This is a genomic window from Hoeflea sp. IMCC20628, from assembly GCF_001011155.1.
Classification (GTDB): Bacteria; Pseudomonadota; Alphaproteobacteria; order Rhizobiales; family Rhizobiaceae; genus Hoeflea.
Map to the genome: position 1 here is coordinate 3,417,321 of NZ_CP011479.1, position 24,307 is coordinate 3,441,627.

General features: G+C 59.9%; 21 protein-coding genes and 1 pseudogene. 5 read left to right on the plus strand and 17 right to left on the minus strand.

Annotated elements, in window-relative coordinates:
• Positions 1–28: 28 nt before the first annotated feature.
• The 7 genes from IMCC20628_RS16125 to IMCC20628_RS16155 are packed head-to-tail and all read right to left on the minus strand — an operon-like array spanning position 29 to position 8,740.
• Positions 29–976, minus strand: coding sequence for an FAD:protein FMN transferase (locus IMCC20628_RS16125; protein ID WP_047031064.1), 948 nt, complete (start codon positions 974–976; stop codon positions 29–31).
• A complete protein-coding gene (locus IMCC20628_RS16130; protein ID WP_245307797.1) occupies positions 973–1,524 on the minus strand; it encodes a nitrous oxide reductase accessory protein NosL in 552 nt (183 codons plus the stop codon). The genes IMCC20628_RS16125 and IMCC20628_RS16130 overlap by 4 nt, the downstream gene beginning before the upstream one ends.
• Positions 1,521–2,354 (minus strand): ABC transporter permease subunit, encoded by an 834-nt coding sequence (locus IMCC20628_RS16135; RefSeq protein ID WP_047031065.1) that lies wholly within the window; start codon positions 2,352–2,354, stop codon positions 1,521–1,523. The genes IMCC20628_RS16130 and IMCC20628_RS16135 overlap by 4 nt, the downstream gene beginning before the upstream one ends.
• Positions 2,354–3,271: an ABC transporter ATP-binding protein gene (locus IMCC20628_RS16140; RefSeq protein ID WP_047031066.1), complete on the minus strand. Its 918-nt coding sequence runs from the start codon at positions 3,269–3,271 to the stop codon at positions 2,354–2,356. Before IMCC20628_RS16140 ends, IMCC20628_RS16135 begins: the two co-directional genes overlap by 1 nt.
• Positions 3,268–4,536, minus strand: a complete 1,269-nt coding sequence (locus tag IMCC20628_RS16145) for a nitrous oxide reductase family maturation protein NosD (RefSeq protein WP_047031067.1) — start codon at positions 4,534–4,536, stop codon at positions 3,268–3,270. Before IMCC20628_RS16145 ends, IMCC20628_RS16140 begins: the two co-directional genes overlap by 4 nt.
• 19 nt (positions 4,537–4,555) lie before the next feature.
• Positions 4,556–6,472 (minus strand): TAT-dependent nitrous-oxide reductase, encoded by a 1,917-nt coding sequence (nosZ, locus tag IMCC20628_RS16150; RefSeq protein ID WP_047031068.1) that lies wholly within the window; start codon positions 6,470–6,472, stop codon positions 4,556–4,558.
• A 15-nt stretch (positions 6,473–6,487) separates the two neighbouring features.
• On the minus strand, positions 6,488–8,740 hold the full coding sequence (locus tag IMCC20628_RS16155) for a NosR/NirI family protein (RefSeq protein WP_197078321.1): 2,253 nt from the start codon (positions 8,738–8,740) through the stop codon (positions 6,488–6,490).
• A 442-nt stretch (positions 8,741–9,182) separates the two neighbouring features.
• On the opposite strand from IMCC20628_RS16155, the gene IMCC20628_RS16160 reads away from it, so the two are divergent.
• The gene (locus IMCC20628_RS16160) at positions 9,183–9,878 is read left to right on the plus strand and encodes a Crp/Fnr family transcriptional regulator (protein WP_047031069.1); all 696 of its coding nucleotides are present in this window, start codon (positions 9,183–9,185) and stop codon (positions 9,876–9,878) included.
• Positions 9,879–9,969: 91 nt separating this feature from the next.
• Here the strand turns inward: IMCC20628_RS16160 and doeB are convergent, their stop codons facing one another.
• From doeB to IMCC20628_RS16210, 10 genes and pseudogenes are all read right to left on the minus strand, one after another.
• Complete coding sequence (gene doeB, locus IMCC20628_RS16165) at positions 9,970–10,977, minus strand: N(2)-acetyl-L-2,4-diaminobutanoate deacetylase DoeB (RefSeq protein WP_047031070.1); 1,008 nt, start codon at positions 10,975–10,977, stop codon at positions 9,970–9,972.
• A 4-nt stretch (positions 10,978–10,981) separates the two neighbouring features.
• Positions 10,982–12,175 (minus strand): ectoine hydrolase DoeA, encoded by a 1,194-nt coding sequence (gene doeA, locus IMCC20628_RS16170; RefSeq protein WP_047031071.1) that lies wholly within the window; start codon positions 12,173–12,175, stop codon positions 10,982–10,984.
• Between the two features lie 31 nt (positions 12,176–12,206).
• Positions 12,207–13,199, minus strand: coding sequence for an ectoine utilization protein EutC (gene eutC / locus IMCC20628_RS16175; RefSeq protein WP_047031072.1), 993 nt, complete (start codon positions 13,197–13,199; stop codon positions 12,207–12,209).
• Positions 13,196–14,200, minus strand: a complete 1,005-nt coding sequence (eutB, locus tag IMCC20628_RS16180; RefSeq protein ID WP_047031073.1) for a hydroxyectoine utilization dehydratase EutB — start codon at positions 14,198–14,200, stop codon at positions 13,196–13,198. The genes eutC and eutB overlap by 4 nt, the downstream gene beginning before the upstream one ends.
• Positions 14,197–14,982, minus strand: a complete 786-nt coding sequence (gene eutA, locus IMCC20628_RS16185; RefSeq protein ID WP_047031074.1) for an ectoine utilization protein EutA — start codon at positions 14,980–14,982, stop codon at positions 14,197–14,199. Before eutA ends, eutB begins: the two co-directional genes overlap by 4 nt.
• Positions 14,979–15,641, minus strand: coding sequence for an ectoine/hydroxyectoine ABC transporter permease subunit EhuD (gene ehuD / locus IMCC20628_RS16190; protein ID WP_047031075.1), 663 nt, complete (start codon positions 15,639–15,641; stop codon positions 14,979–14,981). The genes eutA and ehuD overlap by 4 nt, the downstream gene beginning before the upstream one ends.
• A gap of 3 nt (positions 15,642–15,644) precedes the next feature.
• Positions 15,645–16,304, minus strand: a complete 660-nt coding sequence (gene ehuC, locus IMCC20628_RS16195; protein WP_047032664.1) for an ectoine/hydroxyectoine ABC transporter permease subunit EhuC — start codon at positions 16,302–16,304, stop codon at positions 15,645–15,647.
• Between the two features lie 112 nt (positions 16,305–16,416).
• Entirely contained in the window at positions 16,417–17,265 is an 849-nt protein-coding gene (gene ehuB, locus IMCC20628_RS16200; protein ID WP_047031076.1) for an ectoine/hydroxyectoine ABC transporter substrate-binding protein EhuB, read from the minus strand.
• A 62-nt stretch (positions 17,266–17,327) separates the two neighbouring features.
• Positions 17,328–18,113, minus strand: coding sequence for an ectoine/hydroxyectoine ABC transporter ATP-binding protein EhuA (gene ehuA / locus IMCC20628_RS16205; protein WP_047031077.1), 786 nt, complete (start codon positions 18,111–18,113; stop codon positions 17,328–17,330).
• Positions 18,114–18,234: 121 nt separating this feature from the next.
• Positions 18,235–19,655: pseudogene (locus IMCC20628_RS16210) on the minus strand (PLP-dependent aminotransferase family protein).
• Positions 19,656–19,726: 71 nt separating this feature from the next.
• Between IMCC20628_RS16210 and IMCC20628_RS16215 the strand changes: the two are divergent.
• From IMCC20628_RS16215 to IMCC20628_RS16230, 4 genes are all read left to right on the plus strand, one after another.
• A complete protein-coding gene (locus tag IMCC20628_RS16215; RefSeq protein WP_047032665.1) occupies positions 19,727–20,203 on the plus strand; it encodes an Lrp/AsnC family transcriptional regulator in 477 nt (158 codons plus the stop codon).
• Between the two features lie 119 nt (positions 20,204–20,322).
• The gene (locus tag IMCC20628_RS16220) at positions 20,323–21,819 is read left to right on the plus strand and encodes an NAD-dependent succinate-semialdehyde dehydrogenase (RefSeq protein ID WP_047031079.1); all 1,497 of its coding nucleotides are present in this window, start codon (positions 20,323–20,325) and stop codon (positions 21,817–21,819) included.
• Between the two features lie 33 nt (positions 21,820–21,852).
• Positions 21,853–23,232: an aspartate aminotransferase family protein gene (locus IMCC20628_RS16225; RefSeq protein WP_047031080.1), complete on the plus strand. Its 1,380-nt coding sequence runs from the start codon at positions 21,853–21,855 to the stop codon at positions 23,230–23,232.
• 227 nt (positions 23,233–23,459) lie between these two features.
• On the plus strand, positions 23,460–24,230 hold the full coding sequence (locus IMCC20628_RS16230; RefSeq protein WP_047031081.1) for an SDR family oxidoreductase: 771 nt from the start codon (positions 23,460–23,462) through the stop codon (positions 24,228–24,230).
• Positions 24,231–24,307: the final 77 nt, after the last annotated feature.

Below are 24,307 nucleotides of genomic sequence, written 5' to 3' on the forward strand. Positions count from 1 at the left end.
GATTTGGTCAAACCCGGGGAGTTCAAGATCAAACGATCAACTCGTGTCCGGATTGATCAACGGCACGGACTGATGCTCCAGGGAACTGAAGCGCCAGATCGCGCAGTGCAGCTGAATTCAGCATGACCCCGGCTGTGGAGAGGCCATCGGCAATTGCCGCCGAGGAGTGAATGATGCTAACCCGCCGCCAGGCTGACGTGGCAGGCAAGCCGGTGACCGGATTGAGAATGTGTCCGGCCTGACCTGCACCAAACATGGTTCCCGTCGCACTGGAGGTCGCAACCGCTTTGTCCCGCAAATAGACCGTTGCGTCGGGCTGACCGTCTTCATGGTCTGCAAGGCCGACCGGCCAGTCTCCGCCAACTGGCGAACCTCCCACCGCGGCAATCTCACCGACCGAAACAAGCCCTGCCTCAAGACCGTTGGACACCAGCAGTTTGACTATCCTGTCGGTGATGAAGCCTTGCGCAATCCCGTTGAGCGTCAGGCTGCCACCCGGCGCGAGCTCGATGCGATCCAGTGAGATCCGGACCTTGGACCAGCCGACCATTGCCCGGGCGGCCTTGATGACCTCCCGATCCGGTGCGCCGCCGGCACGAGCATAGGCCATCCACAAAGGCTGAACACTTGGATCGAACAACCCGCCGCTAGCCTGATGAATCGCCGAGACCAGAGACATCAGCTCGACCATATCGGCCTCGGGCTGATGCAGGGCACCGGTCGCGTTGAGCCGAGCTAGAGCGCTGTCGGTTCGGTACAGGCTGAAGATCTGCTCCAGCCGTTCGATCTCGGCGCGCGCAACGGCAAGCAGCTCTTCAGCCTCGCGTGACGGCAATCCTACCAGTCGAAGATCGGCATGCGCGCCAAGTGCGACACCCTGCCAGCGTGCGCCGGGAAACGAAGCGGAAAATGCACTGTTGGCAGTGAGCATGCAGCCTGCGGTGATGCCAATGAAACGGCGGCGACTGATCGTCATTGGATCGCTCCTGTAACCGGATTGTTTGATTGCTGGTCGAGACCGACGGGGCCCAGAACATAGGCGTCGGGGATGCCGGCAAGCCGGACCACCATACCGCCATTTTCACCGACGAAAGCGGACGCTGATTGCTCGCTGCCGAAAGGGATGACCTCGGGCGTGCCCATTCCGCCGGTCTTGCGGGACTCGATCACGAACCAGGCCTGCTGCGCGTCAATCCAGGTGTCATCACCGGGAAAGTCCCACTGGCTCGCCTTGCCCATATCGTTGACGTAAACGGCGGTGGTTTCATAATGCTCTTCGGGTGAACGGAGGAAGGCGATGCCGTCGCGGACCTGGCTGAACCAGATCGGGTTCGGGTTGTTGGCGAGATGGATCTGCGCCTTCGGGCCGGTGTGCTCGAGAATGGTCATGTTGCAATAGTGCCCGACTGATTCCTCGGTCAGCGCCACCGGCTGCGGCACTTCGATTTTGGCCTCTTGCTCGCTGCAGGCCGAAACAGTGATCGCAACGACGGCTGTGGCTGCGAGCTTCATGAGCATGTTCATGGCCGGACCCTTTTGAGAATGAAGGTTGCGAGGCCCAATGCGATGACGGTCCAGACTACCGGGCTGAGCATGGTCGCAAGGCCGGACACGGGCAGCGACGAGCCAACACTGCCACCCAGATTGCTGCCCACCGCGGCCGCATCGATAGCGCTCATATTGTAAAGACGGAAAGCATCCGCCGGATTGAATACCAGCAACCAGGGGAAAATCTGGCTGGCGAAAAAGCCGTCCTGGCTGGCCAGCAGCCCGCCCAGCAGCGCCAGATCATAAAGCACCACGGCAAACAGCCATATCGCGATGGCGAGTGCGGCCGCGGTGCCGGTCTGGCGCACGCTTGCGCTGGCGATATAGCCAATGGCAATGAAGGTGGCGCCAAGGATGACAGAGCTTGCGATCAAGCGGCCGACGCCAATAAACGCGCTCACCTCGCCGCCGCCATTGGCAAAAAAGGCAACCAGTCCGGCAATGCCATAACCAAAGCTGACAGCGATGCTTAGAACCGCGACGTGGCCCAGAAACTTGCCGACAAGCACAGTGCCGCGCGAGACCGGGCTTGCGAGCACCAGTTGCAGCGTTCCGCGGTCGATTTCACCGGCAATCGCGTCAAATGACAGCAACAGCGCAATCAACGGCACCAGATAGACCGATAGCGTCGACAGGCTGGCGACCACCACGGTGACCGCGTCGGTCTTGACCTCGCCGCCCGGCGCACTGCCCAGGAGCACAAGAATGAGGGCGAAAGCCAGGAGGATCAGCGTCGACAGGATGATCCAGCGGTTGCGAAGACCGATGCGGATTTCCGTTGCAGCTATGGTCAGAACGCCGTGCATCACAGTGCCCTCTGCGGAGCTTCGTCGGCCCCTATCTTTGAAAAATAGCGGTAGACTTCGTCCAGCGTCGGGGCGGCGACATCGACGTCTTCCACCTGCGCGCCAAGGCCGCTGATCTGTGAAAGAATGCGCATCTTGTCGCCTTGGGCACAAAACAGTTCCACCGAAGCGCAATTGATCCGTCCGCCGCCCATCTCCGCATGAACCTTCTCAACAGCACCGGCAGCGGCCCGCACCCGGATTCTGATCGGCAGATTGGCCTCGCGCTGCAGATCTGCCAGCGGCGCGTTGGCAACCAACCGGCCTTTGCGCAGGATCGCCACGCGATCGGTCTTGGCTTCGAGTTCACTCAATCCGTGGGAGGACAGAAGCACCGCGCCACCCTGACGGGCCACGTCGGCGATCAGTTCATAGAAATGCTGCCGCGAAAGCGGGTCGAGGCCCGAAGTCGGCTCGTCAAGCAGCAGCAGGTCGGGCTTGCCGACCAGCGCCTGGGCCAGTCCCAGCCGTTGCCGCATGCCCTTCGAATAGGTGTCCACCCGGCGGTCTGCCGCCTCGACCAGTTCGACCTTGTCGAGCACGGATTGCACATCGTCCAGTGCTGCGCCCTTGAGCTTGGCATAGAAGCGGACGACCTCGCGGCCGGTCAGCATTTTCGGGAATGCGACCTGTTCTGGCAGGTAGGAAACCGTGCGCCGCGCTCCATCGCTGCCCGGCTCAAACCCGGCAATCGAGATCGAGCCGGCGGTTGGTTTGATGAACCCGAGGATCAGACGGAACAGCGTGGTCTTGCCGGCGCCATTGTGACCGAGCAGTGCCACCTGCTCACCGGGCGCAACATCGATCGAGACATCCGTCAAAGCGTCAACCGCCTTGAACTTCATGCTGATATTTGAGGCTTTGACGATCTCGCTCATTGCAGCGATGCCTTCCAGTTGCGCGCTGTTTCGGGCAACTCATGTGGTTTCATCAAGGGCCGGTCGTCGACAATACCGCCTGGCAGCAAGGCTGGAAACTCGCTTTGCGCCCAGCGCACCAGCTGCACAGCCGGACTGCCAAGCAGCAGTTTCGCGGAAGGCTGGGTCCACAGCACCTGATCCATCGCGTCATTGGGGCGGAAAGCCTGGTCGGCGATGCCGTCGCCGTTGACGTCATAGGCGGCGTGGTCGCTCCAGTAATTTCCGGACCAGGTGTGATCCTTGGTGCTGACAAACTTGATCTGGGTGCGGTTGCCGACAAATGCGTTGCCGGTAATTTCGTTGCGCGCCGAGCCTCCGGTGAAGTGGATGCCGATCTCGCAGCCTTCAATCCGGTTACCTCGGATGAGGTTCTTGTTTGCATTGTAGACGAACAGGCATTTTTCGCCACCGCCGACCACGGCATTGCCTTCGATAATGGCGTTGTTGGCATAATTCAGCATGATGCCATGATCACGATCGTCGAGCGAGATGTTGTCGCGCATGGTCACGCGCTTTGAAAACATGATGGCGTAACCAAGATGGTTGCCAATCGAGATGTTTCCCGAAACCTCGCTGTCATCGGCATTCATGTAGTGAATGGCAAAGCGTAGGCCCTCGAAACGGTTGTTGGTGAATGTGTTCTTGCGGCTGGTGTTGACGAAAATGCCGTCCCGGCCTTGGCGCATCGTGTTACCTGTCACCGTGGCGCCGGGCGCGTTCCAGACATAAACTCCATTGCCGCGCCGGCTCATCAACCTGTCGTCGCCGCCAATGATGGTGTTGCCTTCAACAAGTGCATCGCGCGCGCCGTGAATGTCGACGCCGTAAAGATTGTCTTCAATGTGATTGTTGCGGACGATGGCGCGGATGGCTTTTTTGGTCATCTGCACGCCACTGTCGATGGTTTGATGCGACGTGCCGGAGCCCGTCAGTTTCAGACCTTCGATGATCACGTCTGGCGCATCAATGGTGATCACCGAGCCTGTGCCCGTGCCAACAATATGAGCCTTGCCGCTGCCGTCAATTTCAAGCGGCTTGGTCAGGACAATGCCGCCCTGATAGGTCCCGCCGGACAACAGCAGCCTGTCGCCCGGTTGAGCCAGTTCGACCGCCCGCACCAGTGCATCCGGACCCGGGTCGACGCGGATATCGGCGGAATACGCCAACCCCGCGAAGAGGGAGGTTCCAAAGAGCACTGCAAATGTGCGGGCGGTCAGGTTCATGGTCGTTTGGTCCTAAGTGTTACGCCGGTTCAACCAGCATGCGTCCGCGCATTTCCATGTGCAGGGCATGGCAGAACCACTGGCAGTAGAACCAGTGAACGCCTGGACGGTCTGCAGTGAAGGTGATCGACGCAGTTGCCTGCGGCGCCACTTCCATCGCAATCCCGTAGTTGGAAATACTGAAGCCGTGGGTCACGTCGTCGACATCGTCAAGGTTCGTGACATACACCGTGACTTCCTGTCCCTGCTTGACCGTGAACTTTTCAAGGCCGAACTGCGGAGCAACCGAGGTCATGTAAACGCGGACCTTGTTGCCATCCACGATGACCACGTCGTCATAGTCCAGATCGACACCATCGGCTTTCGCCTGGGCGTAAGCGTCCTCGAACACCTTGTCATCGCGGGACCAGACATTGACCGGATTGACGATGTCCGCACGCACAAGACACACATCATGGGGTTCGGCAAAGGTCGGTCCGTCGTGAACCACTTTCATCTCATCGGTCGAAATGTCGATGATCTGTTCGTTTTCCGGCTTCAGCGGTCCAACATTCAGGAACCGGTCCTTGGAGAACTTGTTAAGCGAGATCAACCACTCGCCGTCAGCCTCCAGGGTTTCACCCATCGTTGTATGGTTGTGACCCGGCTGATAATGCACATCGACCTTCGAGACGATCGGATCGACTTCCTCACCGGCGAAGGCGCGGATGGCCTTGTCGATGTCCCACTTCACCATCTGGCTGTCGAGGAACAGCGTCGTATAGGCGAAGCCCTTGCCGTCGAACGCGGTATGAAGCGGCCCAAGCCCCAGTTCCGGCTCGGCAACAATGCACGACCGCGGATCGGCATCTTCGTCGAACAATGCGTCAACTTTTGTCACATCAATAACAGACACCGTCGGCGACAGCTTGCCGGCAATCATGATGTGCTTCTTGTCCGGCGCGGTGTTGACGCCGTGCGGGCTGTTCGGAATCGGAATGTAGCGGGTGTACTTCTTGTTCTGGCCCTTGCGACCGTCGATGACCGGCACACCGTTGAGCACCTGCACGTCGCCAGCTGCAACGCCTTCCTCGATGGCCTTGATGTTGAACACGACCACATGGTCGAGTTCGCTCTCGGTCATTTCGGCGAGATTCATGCCCATTTCCGAGTTGTAGCTCGTCGAGAAGGCGTATTTGCCCTGATAGTCACAATCGGTGTTGTCGAGGTTGCCCGACACGATGACCTGCCAGGCCACTGTCATCTCATCACCATCAATCGCGGTGAAGATGTTCACATACTGTGACGGATCATCCAGAATTGTGCCGTCATTGACCAGCGGTGCTTCGTGCTCGCCATTGGCAAAGACGTAGCCGGTGCGCGGGAATTTCTGCGGACGCATGCCGTGAATGTCATTGGCGTTCGGGATCTCGAGGATCTTGTCACACTTCATCACGTCGCAACGGATACGCGCAACCCGGGTATTGGCCTTGTCGTTGGCGAAAATGTAGCGTCCATCATAGGTGCCGTCGGTGAACGACATGTGCGGATGGTGAAGGTCGCCATTGTCATAGGTCTTCATGCCCTTGGCCGCCAGAAACGTCTTGGTTTCTTCGGTCAGGCCTTCGGTGAGGACTTTCAGGCTTTCGTTGGTCTGGCCCCAGCCGGTGGCCGAGCAGCGGTTGAAAACCGGAACCCGCATCAGTTCGCGCATAGACGGAAAGCCGAGAATGCGCAGTTCGCCCGTCTGGCCGGAGGACCAGAAGCCATAATAGGGATCAAGTTCGCCAGGTTCGAAATTCAGTTTCGGCGAGGATGACGCATGCGCCTGAGTTACAAGCGCTCCGCCCAGCAGGCTTGCGCCCATTCCTGAACCGGCCAGAACGGCGCCACCGGCGGTTGCGGTCATCAGGCTGCGGCGCGACAGGCCTTTTCTTTTGGTTTCTTCGGCTGACATATGCTGTCTCCTTTTTTAAGTTGTAGGCTGTGTTGTCGGATTGGTTCCCACGAGCGGCTGCCCCTTGCCTGCTGGCGCAGGAGCAATCGGATCGAGAAGGTTCTGCTTGCGGAACTTCTCCCGCTTGGATTCTTTCTTGATGCACACCGGGCATTTGGTGGCACTCTGGTAGAGCACCTGGCAGTGCAGGCACTGCAGGCATTCATTGGGATTGATATTGCCCTCGGGATGGATCGCCTGAACCATGCATTCCTTGGCGCAGCGCTGGCACGGATCACCGCACTCCTTGTAGCGCTTGAGCCAGTCGAACATTCTCAGCCGGGCCGGGATCGCCAGCGCAGCACCGAGCGGGCACAGGTAACGGCAGTAGAACCGCTCGATGAACAGGCCGGCGCCGAGCAGCACGACGACGAACAGGATATACGGCCAGCCGCGCTGGAATTTCAGGATGATCGCGGTTTTGAACGGCTCGATTTCGGCATAGCGTTCGGCCATTTCCAGCGAATAGAGCGACAGGCCGAACAGACCGAGGAAGATCATGTATTTGAGCGGCCACAGCCGTTCGTGCAGCCCCCAGGGAACCGTATATTGCGGAATCTTGAACAAGCGCGCGACCTTGTTGGTCAGTTCCTGCAGCGCGCCGAACGGGCAGAGCCAGCCGCAATAGACACCCCGGCCCCAGAACAGCAGTGACGCCGCCACCGAGAACCACAGGATGAAGACCAGCGGATCCATCAGAAAGGCGTTCCATGAGAAGCCTGCCATCACAGCCGAGAAGAAAGCCAGCACATTGACCACCGACAATTGCGCGTTGGCGTACCAGCCGAGGCCGACCAGCGTGAACACCAGGAATCCGACGCGGAACCAGTAGGTGAAACGCTCGTATTTCGTCACCTGCATCTGGAAAAAGAACACACCGGTCAGGATGGTCAAGGCGGCGATCAGCACGACGACTTCGACACGCTTTTGCAGCCAGATCCGCTTCCAAAGATGGCTGAGTTCGCTGGTATCGGACACTGCCACGTCACTCTGGATCTGCGGATTGTTGACCGCAGCCGTTTCGACTGCCAGCTTTTCGGTGTAGCGGTCTGGAATGCGGTAGCCGAGATCGAAGGTGATGAAAGACTTCTCGATGGCGCCAACGGCGCGCTGCACCAGCAATTGCAGGCGGAATGGTTCAGCCGGATCAAAGCCGCTGTCGGCCTTCACCTTGAAGATATCAAGCTCGGTGAAGGATGGCGCATCCTCTGTCGCCAGTTTGCCAAGGCGCCTGTGCTGCTTGTCGTGGAACCGGACAGAGGTATCGCCCTGGATCAGATGCATGCGATCAAAGATCCCGCCACGCACATAGCCTGAGCCCTTGAAGGAATATTTGCCGCGACCAACCACCAGAATGGCCTGGTCGCCTTCGTCGAGCCATTCGAGCAGATTTGCGTATTCGCTGTCACCGAGCAACGTGCGACCGATTTCGGGCGCGCTGACCAGCGCCACCTGCATGTCGATAAATGTGTCTTCCGGTGGGCCCTTTTCCGCGCGCTTGATGGCACGGGCATCGCCGGTCTCTTCAAAGGCCGCGTTCACCTGCCCGATATCAAGCCGCAAGCTGCGGATCGACCCATCGCCGGCAAGCGTTTGCCAGTCGGTTATCGTGATATCGGCATCGCTCGGCATCACAAGCTTCTTCGTTGGCCCGGCGCTCGCCAATTCGGGTTCAAGGCCGCCAAGACCAAGCGAGCGCGCCACTTTCAGACCCGCCCTAACGATGGAATCGTCGATAACGATGATGGTCACGGTGGCGCCAGAAACGATATCGAGATCATGCGCCGAACCGCCGGCGGCGGCCTCGGCGATCAGATCAAGTCCGGCATATTTTTCCGTCACCGCGGTGATCTTGGATTCGGGAATGCCGACCAGTACGATTGGCTCGGAGTGCTTGACCAGGCGAACGCCGGTCACCTTTGCATTGTCGTCAACACCCATCAACGTATGGATCGGCTTCCCGGAATAGCCGGTTGTGGTGACGAAGTCAGATGTGAGAAACACATAGCCGACGACCTTGCCCTCTTTCAGGGCCTCGACCACGGGTAGATCGGAGCGCAACTGACCATACTCGGTGGCGCCGGGCACGATCTCCCCGACACTGGCCTTGTCCAGAAATTTCATCACCAGCGGTTCGGCTTGCGCGGCGGCGACGCCAAGCACAAGGCTTGCCAACACAGCAAACACCTTCATCATCCATTCGCGACTGCCGTTTGGCTTGCCCATCATTTTCGCATTTACCCGGTTTCCGTCATCCACTGTGTAGGCTTGCGAGACCAGGTTCTCTTTGATCTAGCGCAATCCAGACATCGATCTGGACAGATATTTTTGTCCGTTATATCTTATATTGTGAATTTACAATCAATTGATTTATGTACCCTTTTGTACTCACAAGTATATAATTCCTATATCGCATTATATACAGATCGAGAATTTTTCAGGTTCTCGTTTTTTATCAGTTTATACTTATTGATTTTTTGTTCTCCGCATATTTTCACGTCCTGTTCACGGTGTAAGCGACAACAACGTACAGTCCAAAAGTGAACCTCTAAAGCCTGTATCGTGCCGCGATCATCTCTCATCCGAGCGGTATCCTGATTGCGTCGAAGTGACGATATGGCTATCAGTCTGGCCCGCCCTGTCTTTGCGTTTTCGCAAACTGGAGAGCCTGTTGAGCCGTCTTGATGCTTCCCTTCTGACTGATCTGCCTCCCTTTGCCGGGTTGAGCCGTGAGGCGCTCGACGACATGCTTGCGCGCGCCGTTTCCCACCGCCACGCAAAAGGTGGCTATATCTTCCGGGAAGGCGAGCAAGCTCACTCGTTCTTTCTGCTTCTCGACGGATATGTGCGCGTAGTGAAAGTGACACCCGATGGCGAACAGGTCATTGTCCGCTACATCGCAACCGGTGAACTGCTCGGCATCGCAAAAGCCATAGGACGTGACACCTATCCGGCAAATGCAGTGGCTGCGGCCGATTGCGTCGTACTTGCCTGGTCATCATCAGCCTGGGAAAGCATGGTTGCAGCACATCCGGGCTTTGCCACCAATACCTATGCCATGGTTGGAAGCCGGCTGATCGGAACCCAGGACCGGGTGGTTGAACTGGCCACCGAACGGGTGGAGCAACGGGTTGCCAATGCAGTCCTCAATCTTGCCCGGCAGACCGGTCGCCAGACCGACGACGGCATCCTGATCGATTTCCTGATTTCGCGGCAGGATATTTCCGAGATGACCGGAACAACGCTGCATACGGTCTCCCGCCTGCTCAGCGGCTGGGATTCGAAAGGCTGGATCAAAAGCGGTCGCCAGAGGATTACCCTGGTCGAGGGCCACAAATTGACGTCGCTGACCTCCGCTCGGGAGTAACCCCAGCCATAGGACTCTGGCATCGGGTTCATCCTCGCGCCAACTAAGCCGAGCCCCCTGAAGCCGAAAGGTTGCTCCTAGGTGGCGCGGCTCAGACGGCGACCGCAATCACGCCGACGCAGTCTCCCGGCTTGACCAGACCCGGCACATGGCGCGCTGTCAGGATTCCGCTCATCTTGGCGTGGATTTCGCGGGGTGTCGCACCGGTCCGGGACACCGGATAGATCCGCGCGATCGCCGATCCCATGGTCACCGGATCGCCAAGATTGACGAGCAATTCGATCAGCCCGCCATCTTCGGCAAAACTGAAGCAATCGCCATCAGGCATGTCGAGCCATTGCGTTGGTTGCGGCTCGACCGTTCCAGCCAGGATCCCGGCTGCTTTGAGCACGTTGGAAACCCCGCGCTTGGCGATCATCACACTGGTGGCGGTTGCTGTTCCGGCACCGCCGATCTCGGTGGTAATGAAGGTCTTGCCCATTTCCTCGGCGGCGGTGTCGTACATGCCGATGGCATCAATCTCCAGCATTCTCATCGAGAACGGCGCGCCGAAGGCCTCGACGAGTTCAAAGGATTGCGCCTCCTGGATCTTGTCAGCGAGAATATGCGCTGCACAAAACGGCAGGAAGTCGAGGGTTTTGCCGCCGGAATGGAAGTCCAGCACAATATCGGCATTGGGAAGCAGGACACGCTGGAAATAATCGGCAATCTTCTCCGTTGCCGTTCCATCCGGCCTGCCGGGAAAACAGCGGTTCATGTTGCCCTTGTCAATCGGCGAGGTCCGCGTGCCGGCCGCAAAGGCCGGATAGTTCATCGCCGGAACGATGATCACCCGGCCGCTGACATCCTCCGCCTTGAGCGAGCGCGCCAGATCGAAAAGCGCGATCGGCCCCTCATATTCATCGCCGTGATTGCCGCCGGTGAGCAGCGCCGTCGGCCCGGTGCCATTCTTGATGACAGTCAGCGGCACCATGACCGACCCCCAGGCGGAATCGTCACGGCTGAAAGGCAGCCGCAGAAAACCGTGCTGGACGCCCTCCTCCAGCAGGTTGACGGTCGGCGAAACAGGCGACGGGCGCAGGGTCGGCAACAGGTCCATGGCTTTAATCCTTCACGACAAGCTTGCGCGGTACATTGGCAAGGCACTCGACGCCGGTTTTGGTAATGAGAATGCTTTCGGTGACCTCGAAGCCCATGTCTTCTAGCCACAGACCAGTCATGAAATGGAAGGTCATTCCGGGTTCAAGCACAGTCTTGTCACCGGGCCGCAGGCTCATGGTGCGTTCGCCCCAGTCCGGTGGATAGGACAGGCCGATCGGATAGCCGGTGCGGTTGTCCTTGACGATGCCGTGTTTCTTCAACACCGCGAAAAACGCGTTGGCGATGTCCTCGCAGGTGTTGCCGGGCCTGGCGACGGCGAGCCCCGCATCCATACCCTCGGCCGTCGCCTTTTCGGCATCAAGAAAGGCCTGGGTTGGTTTGCCAAGGAAGACAGTGCGCGACAGCGGTACGTGATAGCGATTGTAGCAGCCGGCGATCTCGAAAAAGGTCCCCTCGCCCTTTTTCATCGGTCTGTCATCCCAGGTGAGATGCGGCGCGGACGCCTCAACGCCCGAGGGCAGCAGCGGCACGATCGCCGGATAATCACCGCCGATCCGCCCGTCGGGACCATCGACACCGCGTATGCCGGCGTCATAGATTTCCGCCACCAGATCGCATTTGCGCATGCCGACCTCGATCTTGTCGAAGATACGCGCATGCATCGCCTCGACGATGCGGGCGGCGTTGCGCATATATTTGATTTCGGTCTCGCTCTTGACCGCCCGCTGCCAGTTGACCAGCGCAGTCGCGTCGACGAAGCGGGCGTTGGGCAGGTGCTTGACCAGCGACGCAAAAGCGGCTGCCGAAAACCAGTAATTGTCCATCTCGACGCCGATGGTCAGCTTGCCAAAGCCCTTATCGGCCAGAATGCCCGAGAGATAATCCATCGGGTGCCGCTCGGTCGATTGCACATAGTGATCCGGATAGCCCATGATGTTGCTGTGCTTTAGATAGGCGGTCAGCTTGGCGCCATTGCCGTCCTGGCCGCGGCCAAACCAGATCGGCTCGCCGGTGGGCGGCACAATCACTGCCTGATGCACATAGAACGACCAGCCGTCATAGCCGGTGAGCCAGTTCATGTTGGATGGATCGCTGACGATCAGCAGATCAATCCCCTTGGCTTCCATTGACCGGCGGGTCTTGGCGAGCCGCGCTTCGTACTCGGCAAGTGAAAACTTGAGGCTGGGTTGTGTCATGTCAATTCCTCATTTGCCGGTCTTGCCGGGGTCAGCTTTCGAAGGTGGTTCCCGCCCCGGCTGCCAGGGCACGGTCATAGGCGAGCGAGGCAATCGCGGTGTCCTGGATGCCGGTCCCGGTCAGATCCGCGACGGTGATCTGTCCAGCGTGGGTGCGGCCGGGTTTTTGACCCGCGACCACCTGACCAAGTTCGGCAAATTCGGTATTCGCCCCGACCAGCCCGGCCGTAATGGCATGATGGAGTTCCCCCAATCGGCGGGTCTGGTTCAGGCTGTCGGCGATATAGAGCCCGGCCTTGGCGATCAGCGCTGGTTCGAGTTCATTCTTGTGTTCAGCGTCCGAGCCCATCCCCGTGATGTGTTGGCCCGGCTCGAGCCAGTCGGCCTTCAGGATCGGCGTTACGGATGGCGTCGTCGTCACGATGATGTCGGCGCCGGCGACAGCCGCCTTTGGATCGGCAAAAGCCGTGACGGGAATGCCGAGCTCTGCGGTCAATTCACCCGCCAGCGCCGTCGCCTTGGCGTCATCGCGCGCCCAGATCCGGGCCTCGCGGATTGGCCGCACCAGCATCACGGCCTTGAGCTGGAGCCGGGATTGCATGCCGGCGCCGAAGATCGCGGCAATGGCCGAATCCGGACGCGACAGGTGTTTTGCCGCCACCGCTCCGGCTGCAGCCGTTCGCACATCGGTGAGATAGCCATTGTCGAGCAGCAGCGCCTGAACCTGGCCGGTGCGGCTCGACAACAACACCATCATGCCGCTGGTGCTGGGCAGGCCAATCTTCGGATTGTCGAAAAAGCCCGGACTGATCTTGATGGCAAAGTCTTCAATGCCTGGCACATAGGCGGCTTTCACATCGACCTCTCCACGGTATTCCGGAATATCGAGCCGAAGGATCGGCGGCATCACCACGGCCTTTGTGGCCAGCGCATGAAACGCATTTTCCACGCAAGCGACCGCGTCTGCGTCGAGAGACACGAGTGATTTGAGATCTCTCTCGGTCAGTATTTTCATCTCGGTCATGGTGCTGCCTCTGCCCAGGAATCGCTCTGTCCATTGATCACACGCCGGTGCACCGCCATGTCGACATTGCGCCCGGACAGGATGATCGCCACAGGGCCGTCGATTGTCTTGATCTTGCCGGCGAGCAAAGCTGCAATTCCGACCGCGCCTGCCCCTTCGATGATCTCGCGTTCCTGCGCGTAGGCATGGCGCATGCCGGCAGCGATTTCGTCTTCGCTCAGCAGGATCAGATCGTCGAGCAGATCCCGGCACATGGCAAAGGTCACGCGGTTGTCGAGCCCGATGCCGCCGCCGAGCGAATCCGCCAGGCTTTGAAATTCCTCGACCATCACCGGAGCCCCGGCATCGAGGCTGGCTTTCATTGCAGCGCCGCGCTCCATGGTGATGCCGATGACACGGGTATCCGGCTTGCGCGCCTTGACGGCCGCAGCGATGCCTGCCGCCAACCCGCCGCCGGAAACCGGCACCAGCACGGTCGAAACCTCCGGCATGTCCTCAAGAATTTCGAGCCCCAGCGTGCCCTGACCTGCGGTCACTGCCGGGTGATCGAAGGGCGGCACCATGACCAGCCCGTCTTCCCGGACCAGCCTGTCGACTTCTTCCTGGGCCTCGTCCTGCGACTTTCCAACAATGCAGACATTGGCGCCAAGATTGCGAATTTCGTCGATCTTGTTCTGCGGCACCAGCCGCGACATGCAGATGGTAGCGATCGAGCCTTCCGCCTTGGCGGCATGGGCGAGCGCCCGGCCGTGATTGCCGGTCGAGGCGGCGACCACGCCGCGCGCGCGTTCCTCCGGTGTCAGCATCAAAACCGCATTGGTGGCGCCGCGCAGTTTGAATGCGCTGGTTGTCTGGTGATGTTCGAGCTTGAGCCCGACCGGCACACCGCACAATTTGCTCAGCGAGGCCGAATTCACAAAGGGGGTGCGCAAGACGCGACCGGATATGCGACGCGCTGCGGCTTCGATGTCGCTGATGGTGACGGGGAGAGGTGCGGTCATTGAGAGTTCTCCGGCAGCGGAAGCGTCATCAAGCTACCCAGTTCAGGACGGACTGTGGTGTCGCCGCAAAGCCTGAGACAGGCCCAGGCGGTCGCCAGATTACTGGTGACGACAGGCTTGCCGATGGCCGCTTCAATTTCGGCAACCACGGCAGCAGCCCGCACGGCGGTGCAGGAAATGAACAGCGCGTCGGAGTCCGGCGCCATGGCTTGGCGTGCAAAAGCGACAATCTCGCTCAGCGCAATCCGCGCCATTTCCCGGTCATCGGTCAGGCCAAGACAGGTGAAGCGGTCGATGGCAAATCCCAGCCCGGCAAAATGCTCTGCCATCGGTCGGCTGGTCTCTATTGAATAGGGTGTCAAAATCGAGATCCGCCTGGCACCAAGCGCTGTGAGGGCTTTGGCGGCCGCAGCGGTCGGCGTCACAACACTGGCCTCAGGCTTGGCTGCCTTGATCGCTGCCTCGATATTCTGGTCGCCGATGACAACCGAAGCGGCGGTGCAGGAATACATCACCACATCCAGCGTCTCACCCGGCAGGATCAATTCCGCCGCAGCCGTCATTGATGGCTGCATGGCGCGCAGATTGTCCGGCGTCACCGGATTGGCATAGGGAATGCGCGTCACGTAGACGCCGATGTGCTCGCTTGCAACCATGCGGCAAAAATCGGGCTCGGTGGTGTGATCCGTCGCCAGGATGATCAGTCCGATCCGCTTGCCGTGCGGCCGGACGTCGAGGCGCGGCTTGCGTGACGCGAGCGAGAGTTCGACAGCCTGGCTCATCGCTCATCCACCCGTGAATAACGCGCTTCCAGCCGGCGCAGGAAGAACACCGAGATCAGGCTGATGACCAGGAAGAACACGCCGACCAGCGTCATCGGTTCGATATAGCGGTAATTGCTGTTGGCGATGCTCTTGGCCTGGTTCATCAGCTCCAGCACGGTTATCGCCGACAGCAGCGGCGTCTCCTTGAACATGGCGATCATGTAATTGGCGAGCGCCGGAATCATCGGCGGAATCGCCTGTGGCAGGATCACATGGATCCAGGCCTGGCGGGTGGTCAGGTTGGTGGCCTTGGCCGCCTCCCACTGGCCGCGCGGCACGTTCTCGATACCGGCGCGATAGACTTCGGCGATATAGGTGCCGTAGTGAATGCCCAGACCAATGACGCCCGCGACCAGAGCCGGCAGCCGGATGCCGATATCAGGCAGGACGAAGAACAGGAAATAGAGCTGCACCAGAAGCGGCGTGCCGCGAATGAATTCAACGATGAAGCCGGTCACCTGTGCAATCGGCTTTGGCGCGGTCATGCGCAGAACCGCAAACACCAGACCAATAACAATGGCAACCATGGCGCCAAGGACAGTTGCCACGATGGTGATCTTGAAGCCTTGCAGCAGGGTCGGCATGATCTGCCAGACGAAATTCCAATCCCATTCCATCACTTATGCCCTCACCCCATCCAGACCGCGTGTCACACGGCGTTCAAGCCAGCGCATGCCGCGCGATATCACCCAGGCCATGGCGAAATAGAGCAGCAGGATGGTCACAAACGGGATCAGCGTGCTGCCGGTCTGGGCCCGCACCACCTGGGCCTGAAAGGTCATGTCATTGAGCGAAATCAGCGAGACGACGGCGGTGCCCTTGAGCAATTCGATGGCGTTGTTGCCGAAGGTCGGCAACATCAGCGGCAGCGCCTGCGGCAGGATGATATGACGCATCGCCTGCAATCGGGTCAGATTGAGCGCGACACAGGCCTCGCGCTGTTCGCGCCCGATCGCCTTGATGGCGCCGCGCACCACCTCGGCTCCGTAGGCGCCTACATTAAGCCCCAGCGCCAGCACGCCTGCCTGCAAGGGCGACAGAGTGATGCCGGCAAAAGGCAGCACGAAATAGGCCCAGAACAGTTGCACGAAGATCGAGGTGCCGCGAAAGAATTCGATATATGTCGTGGCCAGCATCCGGACCGGCAGAAAACGGCTGACACGGCCCAGGCCTGCGGCAAACGCTGCGACCACGGCCAGGGCCGAGCCCATGACAGTCAGTTGCAGCGTCACCAGCGCGCCCTGCAGGATAAGCCCAATATAGCCCGACCAGTCGATCATGATCATTGAGTTCCAGTGTGAAAAAACATCCAAACGTCCGCCAGCAAACGCTCTGTCCGGCAGTCTCCCCCCGGCTTGCGGGGGGAGACGTGTTCGTCAACGACAGGGGGCCTTATTGCGGCGCGCAGAGTTTGTCGCGTGAGGTCGACATCGCGGCTGCGGCGGAGAAACCGTAAGGCTCGATGATCTTGGCGAAATCACCGGACTCCTTCATCTTGGCGAGTTCGACGTCAAAGGCATCGCGCAGAGATTCATCGCCCTTCTTGAAGGCTGCGCCATCGCAATAGACCGGTGCGCCGATGACCGGCGCCACGACTTCAAGGTTTGGATCCTCGGCCTTGGCCAGCAGGTCGTTGATCGACAGGACCGGCAGCGAATAGACGTCGATGCGACCATCCTGCAGCATCTTGATGCCACTCTGGCCATCCGGCACAACAATCACCCGGTCCCGCGGAACGCCGGCTTCGAGCGCCAGCTTTTCTTCGGTTCCGCCGCCCGGTGCGCCAATCCTGGCGTCGGCATTGTCGGCGATGTCCTTGAAGCTGGTGAGGCCGAGCGGGTTGCCCTTCTTCAAGGCAAAAGCTTCGGCATCGCAGAGAATCGGCTCGGAATAGGAGACCGCTGCACAGCGTTCCGGCTTCATGAACAGCCCGGCGGTGATGGCATCGTGGCGACCGGCCTGGAGACCGGGGATCATGGCTCCGTATTCAGAGATCGAGGCGGCGACATCTTCGATGCCCAGCCGCTTGAATATTTCGCGTGCCACATCCGGGGCAGCGCCCGAGACCTTGCCGTCAGCGCCGACAGCGGTGAACGGCGGCTCATTGGCGATGGCGATGCGGGCAAAGCCCTGGTCTTTGAGTTGCTGCAGCTTGTTGTCATCTGCCGCCGCGGGTGCGGCCCAGACCGCAGCCAGGGCTGCCACGCTTGCAGCCAATGTCACGAGATTTCCTGTTTTCATAGTTCCCACTCCTTGTTTTGTTTTTCGTCTCGATAAAGGGCTTTGCCGGGGCCGGTCAGGCCTCAGACGCGGTGCCCCGCCGCGATGATCTTGCGCAGGAAGGTTTGCGTCCGCTCCTGCTTCGGATGACTGAAAATCTCGTCCGGCTTGCCTTCCTCGACGATCTTGCCGGCGTCGAAAAAAAGCACCCGGTCGGCAAAGTCGTGGGCAAAGCCCATCTCATGGGTGACGAGCAGCATGGTCATGTCGGTTTCGTCGGCGAGTTTGCGCATCACGCTCAGCACCTCCTCGACCAGTTCCGGATCGAGCGCCGAGGTGACTTCATCAAACAGCATGATCTTCGGCGAGAGAGCCAGCGCCCGTGCAATCGCAACCCGTTGCTTCTGCCCGCCGGACAGCTGGGACGGCATGCTTTTCGCCTTGTCGGCAAGCCCGACCATGTCGAGCAGCTCCATGGCCCGTGTCTCCGCCTCTGCCCGCGGCGTATTCTTGGTCAGCATCGGAGCCAGCGTCACATTGTCGAGCACGCATTTGTGCGGAAACAGGTTGAAGTGCTGAAACACCATGCCGATCTTTTCGCGCATCATGTGCAGATGGCGCTCATCGGCAGCCACCAGGCCACCAGCCTTTTGCATGTGATAAAGCTGGGACCCATCGACTTCGATCTGGCCACCATTGATCCGCTCAAGCGTCATCAGAATGCGCAGAATCGTCGTCTTGCCGGATCCCGAGGGGCCGATCAGTGCCAGTTTCTCACCCGGCATCACGTCCATCGAGAGGCCGTCGAGCACGGTCAGACTGCCGAAGCTCTTGGTAATATTGTCAATGCGGATGATCGGCGCTGTCATTCGTGTCTCTCCCCGTTGAGACCGGCATGACCTAACGATGACCATGACTTTAAATCATGTCAATGTGAATAATAATATCAGTACAATTATTGTCGAAACGGCTATATTCTGTCCACGCTGCTCAAATCACAAGCAACGGCGCCTCGGGATCTCCGATCGACATCGATGCAATGATCTCGAGACCGATGCTCAATTCTTCTTCCGTCGTTGATCCAAGCGAGATCCGCACGGACGGACGCCAGCCGAGGTCGGCAATGCGGAAGGAAGACCCCGGCGCGATGGCCACCCCGCGCAACCGGGCCTGGGACACGAACCCCTCTTCGGTGTGGCCAGCCGGCAGATGCAGCCAGATATGCAGGCTTTGCGGATGCGCCCGGTAATCCAGTCCGGCAAGCTTTTCATCGGCGATGGCATGCCGCGCCGCCAGAGCCTTGCGTTGCCAGTCGACCAGTTCGAGCGCGGTCCCGTCATCCACCCAGCGGGTGGCAATCTCGGCGATCGCCGGCGTCGCCATCCAGTTGGAAACCAAATGCCGGTTGGTCACCGCGGAGACATAGCGATCCGGCGCCGCCAGATAGCCGATCCTGACGCCGGGGACCGTGATTTTGGTGAAACTGGTGACATAGAGCGTGCGTTCGGGCGCGAAGGCGGCAACAGGCGGCACCCCTGCCTCGACAAGAGGGCCGAGGACATCGTTTTCGATAATGGCAATATCATGCCGCCTGGCGACATCCGCCAGTGCCGCGCGCCGTTCCCCGCTCATCAGCGTGGCCATGGGATTGATGACCGAAGGCTGCAGGAACACCGCGCGGATGACACCATTGCGGCATGCCTCGTCGAGCGCCTCCGGGATCATGCCGTCATGGTCAATCGCCAGGCCTTTGAGATGCAGGCCAAGATAGGTCACAAGCGGCTTCAGTGTGTGATGGCTGATGGCTTCGGCAGCGATGGTGGCTCCGGGCTGGGCGACACTCATCATCGCCACGGTCATGGCCGGGGTAGCGCCATTTGTGATGCTGATATTGAGCGGCGAGACATCCAGCCCACATTGGGCCAGCCATAGGGCTGCGACCTGACGGTGCCGCGGGAAGACCATGTTGGGACGGAAGGACAGCGCCGAACTTGACGGCAGGTTCTCACCCAGCCAGGCGAAGGCTTCCCGCATCCGGTCGAGATGGATCTGGTCGCAGGCGGGCTTGAGAATCGACAGGTCGATCAGCTCACCCAGCCGTTCCGGCAGATAGGGAGAGGCTGGCTCTCCCGACTGGGTTTGCACGAAACTGCCGCGCCCGACCTCCCCGGCGACCAGACCACGGCGGATCAGTTCATCATAGGCGCGACTGATGGTCTGCACCGAGAGGCCAAGATCGTCGGCCAGACGCCGATGCGTCGGCAATCGGGCGCCATTGACGAGCATGCCGCCCTGGATCGCACGGGTGAATTGTTCGGCGAGCGAGAGATAGGCCGGCCGGCGAAGTTGTGATGGATCAGGCTGCCATATTGTCATGATTTCACAGTGCAAAATATCATATCAATTGACAACACCAAACTACGGCATCATTGTCGTTTTTTTGACATTGAACACGTTTTGGACCGCGCGGGAGCGCAACTCTATGAAACTCGACGCCATCGACCTTCGCATTCTGGCAGCCGTTCAAGCGGATGGGCGCATCACCAAGCTGGCGGTTGCCGAAAAAGCCGGCCTGTCGCCCACACCCTGCTGGATGCGGCTGCGCAAGCTGGAAAAGGCCGGCATCATCGCCGGTTATCACGCCCATATTGATGTCCGGCGTATCGCGCCGGTGGCCAGTGTCTTGATGGAGGTGACGCTCACCAATCATCGTCAGGCCGATTTCGAACGCTTCGAGCGCGCGATCGCCGCTATCCCCGAAATCACCGCCTGCTGGTCGGTCGGCGGCGGGGTCGACTACATCCTGAAGATCATGGCGTCTGACATCGACGCCTATCAGCGCCTGGTCGATGGCCTGCTCGACCGGGAACTCGGCATAGATCGCTACTTCACCTACATCGTCACCAAAACCGTCAAGGAAGAGACCGTGCTGTCGCTTGAGGCGCTGCTGCCGCAATAGACAAAGTCTCTGCATTGTCCGGTCAATTCGGCCCGTCTCTCTCTCCCACGCCCATGGAACAGACAATCTCTCGCAGGCTTCGTGACATCTTGTTGCAAGACCCAAGAGGAGATCCGGACATGAATGCAGTTTTTGCCCGCGCCGAGTTCCATGATGCGCTCGGCCGCCTCTCCGACCGGCATTTGCTGCGTCAACTTGCCTATGTCGACGGCCGCTGGATGGCCGGCAATGACGGCAAGGCCTTTGAAGTCAGCGATCCGGCGACCGCCGCCACGCTCGCCTGGGTCGCCACGCTGGGCCTTGACGAGACCACACAGGCCATTTCCGCCGCCCAAAGTGCATTCATGCCGTGGTCCAGCCTGCTGCCGCAACAACGCGCATCCATCCTGCTCACATGGCATGAACTCATTCTTGCGGCCAAGGAAGACCTGGCGCTGATCATGACGCTGGAACAGGGCAAGCCGCTGGCCGAAGCCCGTGGCGAGATCGACTACGCCGCGTCCTTCATCGAATGGTATGCCGAAGAGGGCAAGCGCCTCAACGCAGAGTCCGTTACCAGCCACCTGCCCAATGCCGAGATGATCGTCCGGCGCGAAGCCCTTGGCGTGGTCGGCATCGTGACGCCGTGGAACTTCCCGCTGGCGATGATCACCCGCAAGGCGGCGGCAGCGCTTGCCGCAGGCTGCACGACAATTGTGCATCCATCTTCGGAAACTCCGCTTTCGGCGCTGGCGCTGGCCGAACTTGGCGAACGGGCCGGCATTCCCGCCGGCGTCTTCAATGTCGTCACCGGCGATGCCGCCACCATCGTTGGCCGCCTCTGTGATGACGCAAGGGTGCGGGCGATGAGCTTCACCGGCTCGACCGGCATCGGCAAACTGATTGCGGCCCAGTGCGCACCGACGATGAAGCGGCTGGTGATGGAATTGGGCGGGCACGCGCCGCTTATCGTCTTCGCCGATGCCGACATCGCCAAGGCCGTCGACATTGCCATCCACGCAAAATTCGCCACGTCGGGCCAGGATTGCCTGGCCGCCAACCGGATCTATGTTCAGCGCCCGATCTACGGGAAATTCTGCAAGGCCTTCGCGCAGCGGATCGCGGAGCTTAAGACCGGGCCCGGGCTTCAGGACGGAACAGACATCGGCCCGCTGATGCATGAGCGTGCCGTCGTCAAGGTCGAGGCGCAGATCAGTGACGCCATTTCGCTGGGCGCCAGGCTGGCGATTGGCGGTGCGCGCCACACCGCCGGACCGTTGTTCTTTCAGCCGACATTGCTGACCGATGTTCCCGATACCGCGCTGATCATGCGCGAGGAGACCTTTGGTCCCGTCGCCGCCGTCACCGCATTTGACAGCGAAGAGGAGGTCGTCGCCCGCGCCAATGACAGCGACTACGGGCTGGTGGCCTATCTCGTCACGGAAAACGGCGCCCGCCAGCTGCGGCTTTCGCGCACGCTCGAATACGGTATGGTGGCGGTCAACCGGGTCAAGATCACCGGCGCCCCCATCCCCTTCGGTGGCTGGAAGCAATCCGGCCTCGGCCGCGAGGGCTCCCGCCATGGCATGGAAGCCTTTACCGAACTCAAATATCTCTGCATCGACACGGCTGCCTGAACCGGCAGCCCGATTTTACGAAAAGGAATGACCATGCTCGACCAAAGCAACGAACTCAACGCCTGGGACCGGGACCACTTCTTCCACCCGTCGACCCATATGGGCACCCATGCCCGCGGTGAAAGCCCGACACGGCTCATCACCGGCGGTGAAGGTGTCTACATCACCGATTCCACCGGCAAGACCAGCCTTGATGCCTTCGCTGGCCTTTACTGCGTCAATGTCGGATATGGCCGCCAGAAGATTGCCGATGCAATCGCCGAGCAGGCCAAGAATCTCGCCTATTACCACGCCTATGTCGGCCACGGCACCGAGGCCTCGATTACCCTTTCCAAGATGATCATCGACCGTGCGCCCGAAAACATGAGCCGGGTCTATTATGGCCTCTCCGGGTCGGACGCAAACGAGACCAACATCAAGCTGATCTGGTACTACAACAATGTGCTGGGCCGGCCGGAAAAGAAGAAGATCATCTCGCGCTGGCGCGGCTATCATGGCTCCGGCGTCATGACCGGTTCGCTGACCGGGCTGGACCTGTTCCACACCGCCTTCGACCTGCCGCGCGCGCCGATACTGCACACCGAGGCACCGTATTTTTTCCGCCGTGAAGACCGCAGCCAGACCGAGGAGCAGTTCTCGCAGCATTGCGCCGACAAGCTGGAAGAGATGATCCTGGAAGAAGGCCCCGATACCGTCGCAGCCTTCATCGGCGAACCGATTCTGGGCACTGGCGGGATTGTGCCACCACCGGCCGGCTACTGGGAGAAAATCCAGGTCGTGCTCGACAGATACGACATCCTGCTGGTTGCTGACGAAGTGGTCACCGGGTTCGGCCGTCTCGGCACCATGTTCGGCTCCGACCATTACGGCATGAAGCCCGACCTGATCACCATCGCCAAGGGCCTGACCTCGGCGTACGCGCCGCTGTCTGGCGTCATTGTCGGCGACAAGGTGTGGGAGGTTCTGGTGCAGGGCTCCGACAAGCTTGGCTCCATCGGCCATGGCTGGACCTATTCTGCGCATCCGATCTGCGTGGCAGCGGGTGTCGCCAACCTGGAACTGATCGACGAACTGGATCTGGTGACCAATGCCAGGGAGACCGGCGCCTATTTCCGTTCCGAACTGGCCAAGGCTGTCGGCGGCCACAAGCATGTCGGCGACGTCCGCGGCGATGGCATGATCGCAGCAATCGAATTTGTCGAGGACCGCGATGACAGCAAATTCTTCGATCCGGCCAAAAAGATCGGACCGCAGGTTGCTGCAGCGCTTGCCGAACGCAATGTCATCGGCCGGGCCATGCCGCAGGGTGATATTCTCGGCTTCGCGCCGCCGCTCTGCCTGACACGGGAAGAAGCCGATATCGTTGTGAAGGCAGCAGCGGAAGCAATCGATCAGGTCTTCGACCGGCTGTAGGTTTATCCCCGGGCAAACGCCTGGTCGACTTTTAACATGGAGATCTGTCCGATACCTTGGGCAGATCTCCGCTAAAACTCCGCCATCTCTTCGGCTTTTGACACTGCCAATCGCCGTCAAGGCGATGTCACGTGAGTATCGGTCTCCTCTGAACAACATTGACTATGGTTTCAATAGCCGACAGGTTTCGCTCTGAATGTGACAACACTTTCAGAGAGGATGCTGCCATGGCGGATCTTGGTCTGTTTGACCTGAGCGGGCGCACTGCGCTCATTACCGGCTCTTCCCAGGGCATCGGCTACGCGCTTGCCGCAGGGCTCGCACAAGCCGGGGCAAATCTGGTGCTCAACGGGCGCGATGAGACCAAACTGGCGGATGCAGCAGCCCGGCTGGCCGGCACCGGCACATCCATCCACCAGCTTGCCTTTGATGTGACCGACCATGCTGCAGCCCGCGCTGCAGTCGACGGTTTCGAGGCATCCGTGGGCGTCATCGACATTTGTGTCAACAATGCCGGCATGCAGCACCGCGCACCGCTCGAGGATTTTCCCGCCGATGCATTCGAGCAGCTAATGCGCACCAATGTCAGTTCGGTTTTCAATGTGGGACAAGCGGTCGCGCGGCACATGATCGGGCGCGGCCAAGGCAAGATCATCAACATCGCATCAGTGCAAACGGCGCTGGCCCGTCCCTCCATCGCCCCCTACACCGCCACAAAGGGCGCCGTGGGCAATCTGACCAAGGGCATGGCGACTGACTGGGCCAAATATGGCTTGCAGTGCAATGCTATCGCACCGGGATATTTCGACACTCCGCTCAATGCCGCCCTGGTGGCTGATCCTGAGTTCAGCGGCTGGCTTGAAAAACGCACCCCGGCCGGCCGTTGGGGCCAGGTCGATGAACTCGTCGGCGCTTGCATTTTTTTGGCCTCCAAAGCTTCATCCTTCGTCAACGGCCATACTCTCTATGTCGATGGCGGCATTACTGCTTCGCTCTGAGATGGCTGAGAACTCTGGCGCCTTAAGGGCGCAGGCAGCAGGTTACGTAGCACCGCCACCTTCATGGAATGCCCAAT

Bases quoted from the DNA above. Each gene is read 5' to 3' on its own strand.
- IMCC20628_RS16125 (WP_047031064.1), bottom strand. From the start codon at position 976: ATGACGATCAGTCGCCGCCGTTTCATTGGCATCACCGCAGGCTGCATG.
- IMCC20628_RS16130 (WP_245307797.1), bottom strand. From the start codon at position 1,524: ATGAACATGCTCATGAAGCTCGCAGCCACAGCCGTCGTTGCGATCACT.
- IMCC20628_RS16135 (WP_047031065.1), bottom strand. From the start codon at position 2,354: ATGCACGGCGTTCTGACCATAGCTGCAACGGAAATCCGCATCGGTCTT.
- IMCC20628_RS16140 (WP_047031066.1), bottom strand. From the start codon at position 3,271: ATGAGCGAGATCGTCAAAGCCTCAAATATCAGCATGAAGTTCAAGGCG.
- IMCC20628_RS16145 (WP_047031067.1), bottom strand. From the start codon at position 4,536: ATGAACCTGACCGCCCGCACATTTGCAGTGCTCTTTGGAACCTCCCTC.
- nosZ (WP_047031068.1), bottom strand. From the start codon at position 6,472: ATGTCAGCCGAAGAAACCAAAAGAAAAGGCCTGTCGCGCCGCAGCCTG.
- IMCC20628_RS16155 (WP_197078321.1), bottom strand. From the start codon at position 8,740: ATGATGGGCAAGCCAAACGGCAGTCGCGAATGGATGATGAAGGTGTTT.
- doeB (WP_047031070.1), bottom strand. From the start codon at position 10,977: ATGGACCTGTTGCCGACCCTGCGCCCGTCGCCTGTTTCGCCGACCGTC.
- doeA (WP_047031071.1), bottom strand. From the start codon at position 12,175: ATGACACAACCCAGCCTCAAGTTTTCACTTGCCGAGTACGAAGCGCGG.
- eutC (WP_047031072.1), bottom strand. From the start codon at position 13,199: ATGACCGAGATGAAAATACTGACCGAGAGAGATCTCAAATCACTCGTG.
- eutB (WP_047031073.1), bottom strand. From the start codon at position 14,200: ATGACCGCACCTCTCCCCGTCACCATCAGCGACATCGAAGCCGCAGCG.
- eutA (WP_047031074.1), bottom strand. From the start codon at position 14,982: ATGAGCCAGGCTGTCGAACTCTCGCTCGCGTCACGCAAGCCGCGCCTC.
- ehuD (WP_047031075.1), bottom strand. From the start codon at position 15,641: ATGGAATGGGATTGGAATTTCGTCTGGCAGATCATGCCGACCCTGCTG.
- ehuC (WP_047032664.1), bottom strand. From the start codon at position 16,304: ATGATCGACTGGTCGGGCTATATTGGGCTTATCCTGCAGGGCGCGCTG.
- ehuB (WP_047031076.1), bottom strand. From the start codon at position 17,265: ATGAAAACAGGAAATCTCGTGACATTGGCTGCAAGCGTGGCAGCCCTG.
- ehuA (WP_047031077.1), bottom strand. From the start codon at position 18,113: ATGACAGCGCCGATCATCCGCATTGACAATATTACCAAGAGCTTCGGC.
- IMCC20628_RS16215 (WP_047032665.1), top strand. From the start codon at position 19,727: ATGAAACTCGACGCCATCGACCTTCGCATTCTGGCAGCCGTTCAAGCG.
- IMCC20628_RS16220 (WP_047031079.1), top strand. From the start codon at position 20,323: ATGAATGCAGTTTTTGCCCGCGCCGAGTTCCATGATGCGCTCGGCCGC.
- IMCC20628_RS16225 (WP_047031080.1), top strand. From the start codon at position 21,853: ATGCTCGACCAAAGCAACGAACTCAACGCCTGGGACCGGGACCACTTC.
- IMCC20628_RS16230 (WP_047031081.1), top strand. From the start codon at position 23,460: ATGGCGGATCTTGGTCTGTTTGACCTGAGCGGGCGCACTGCGCTCATT.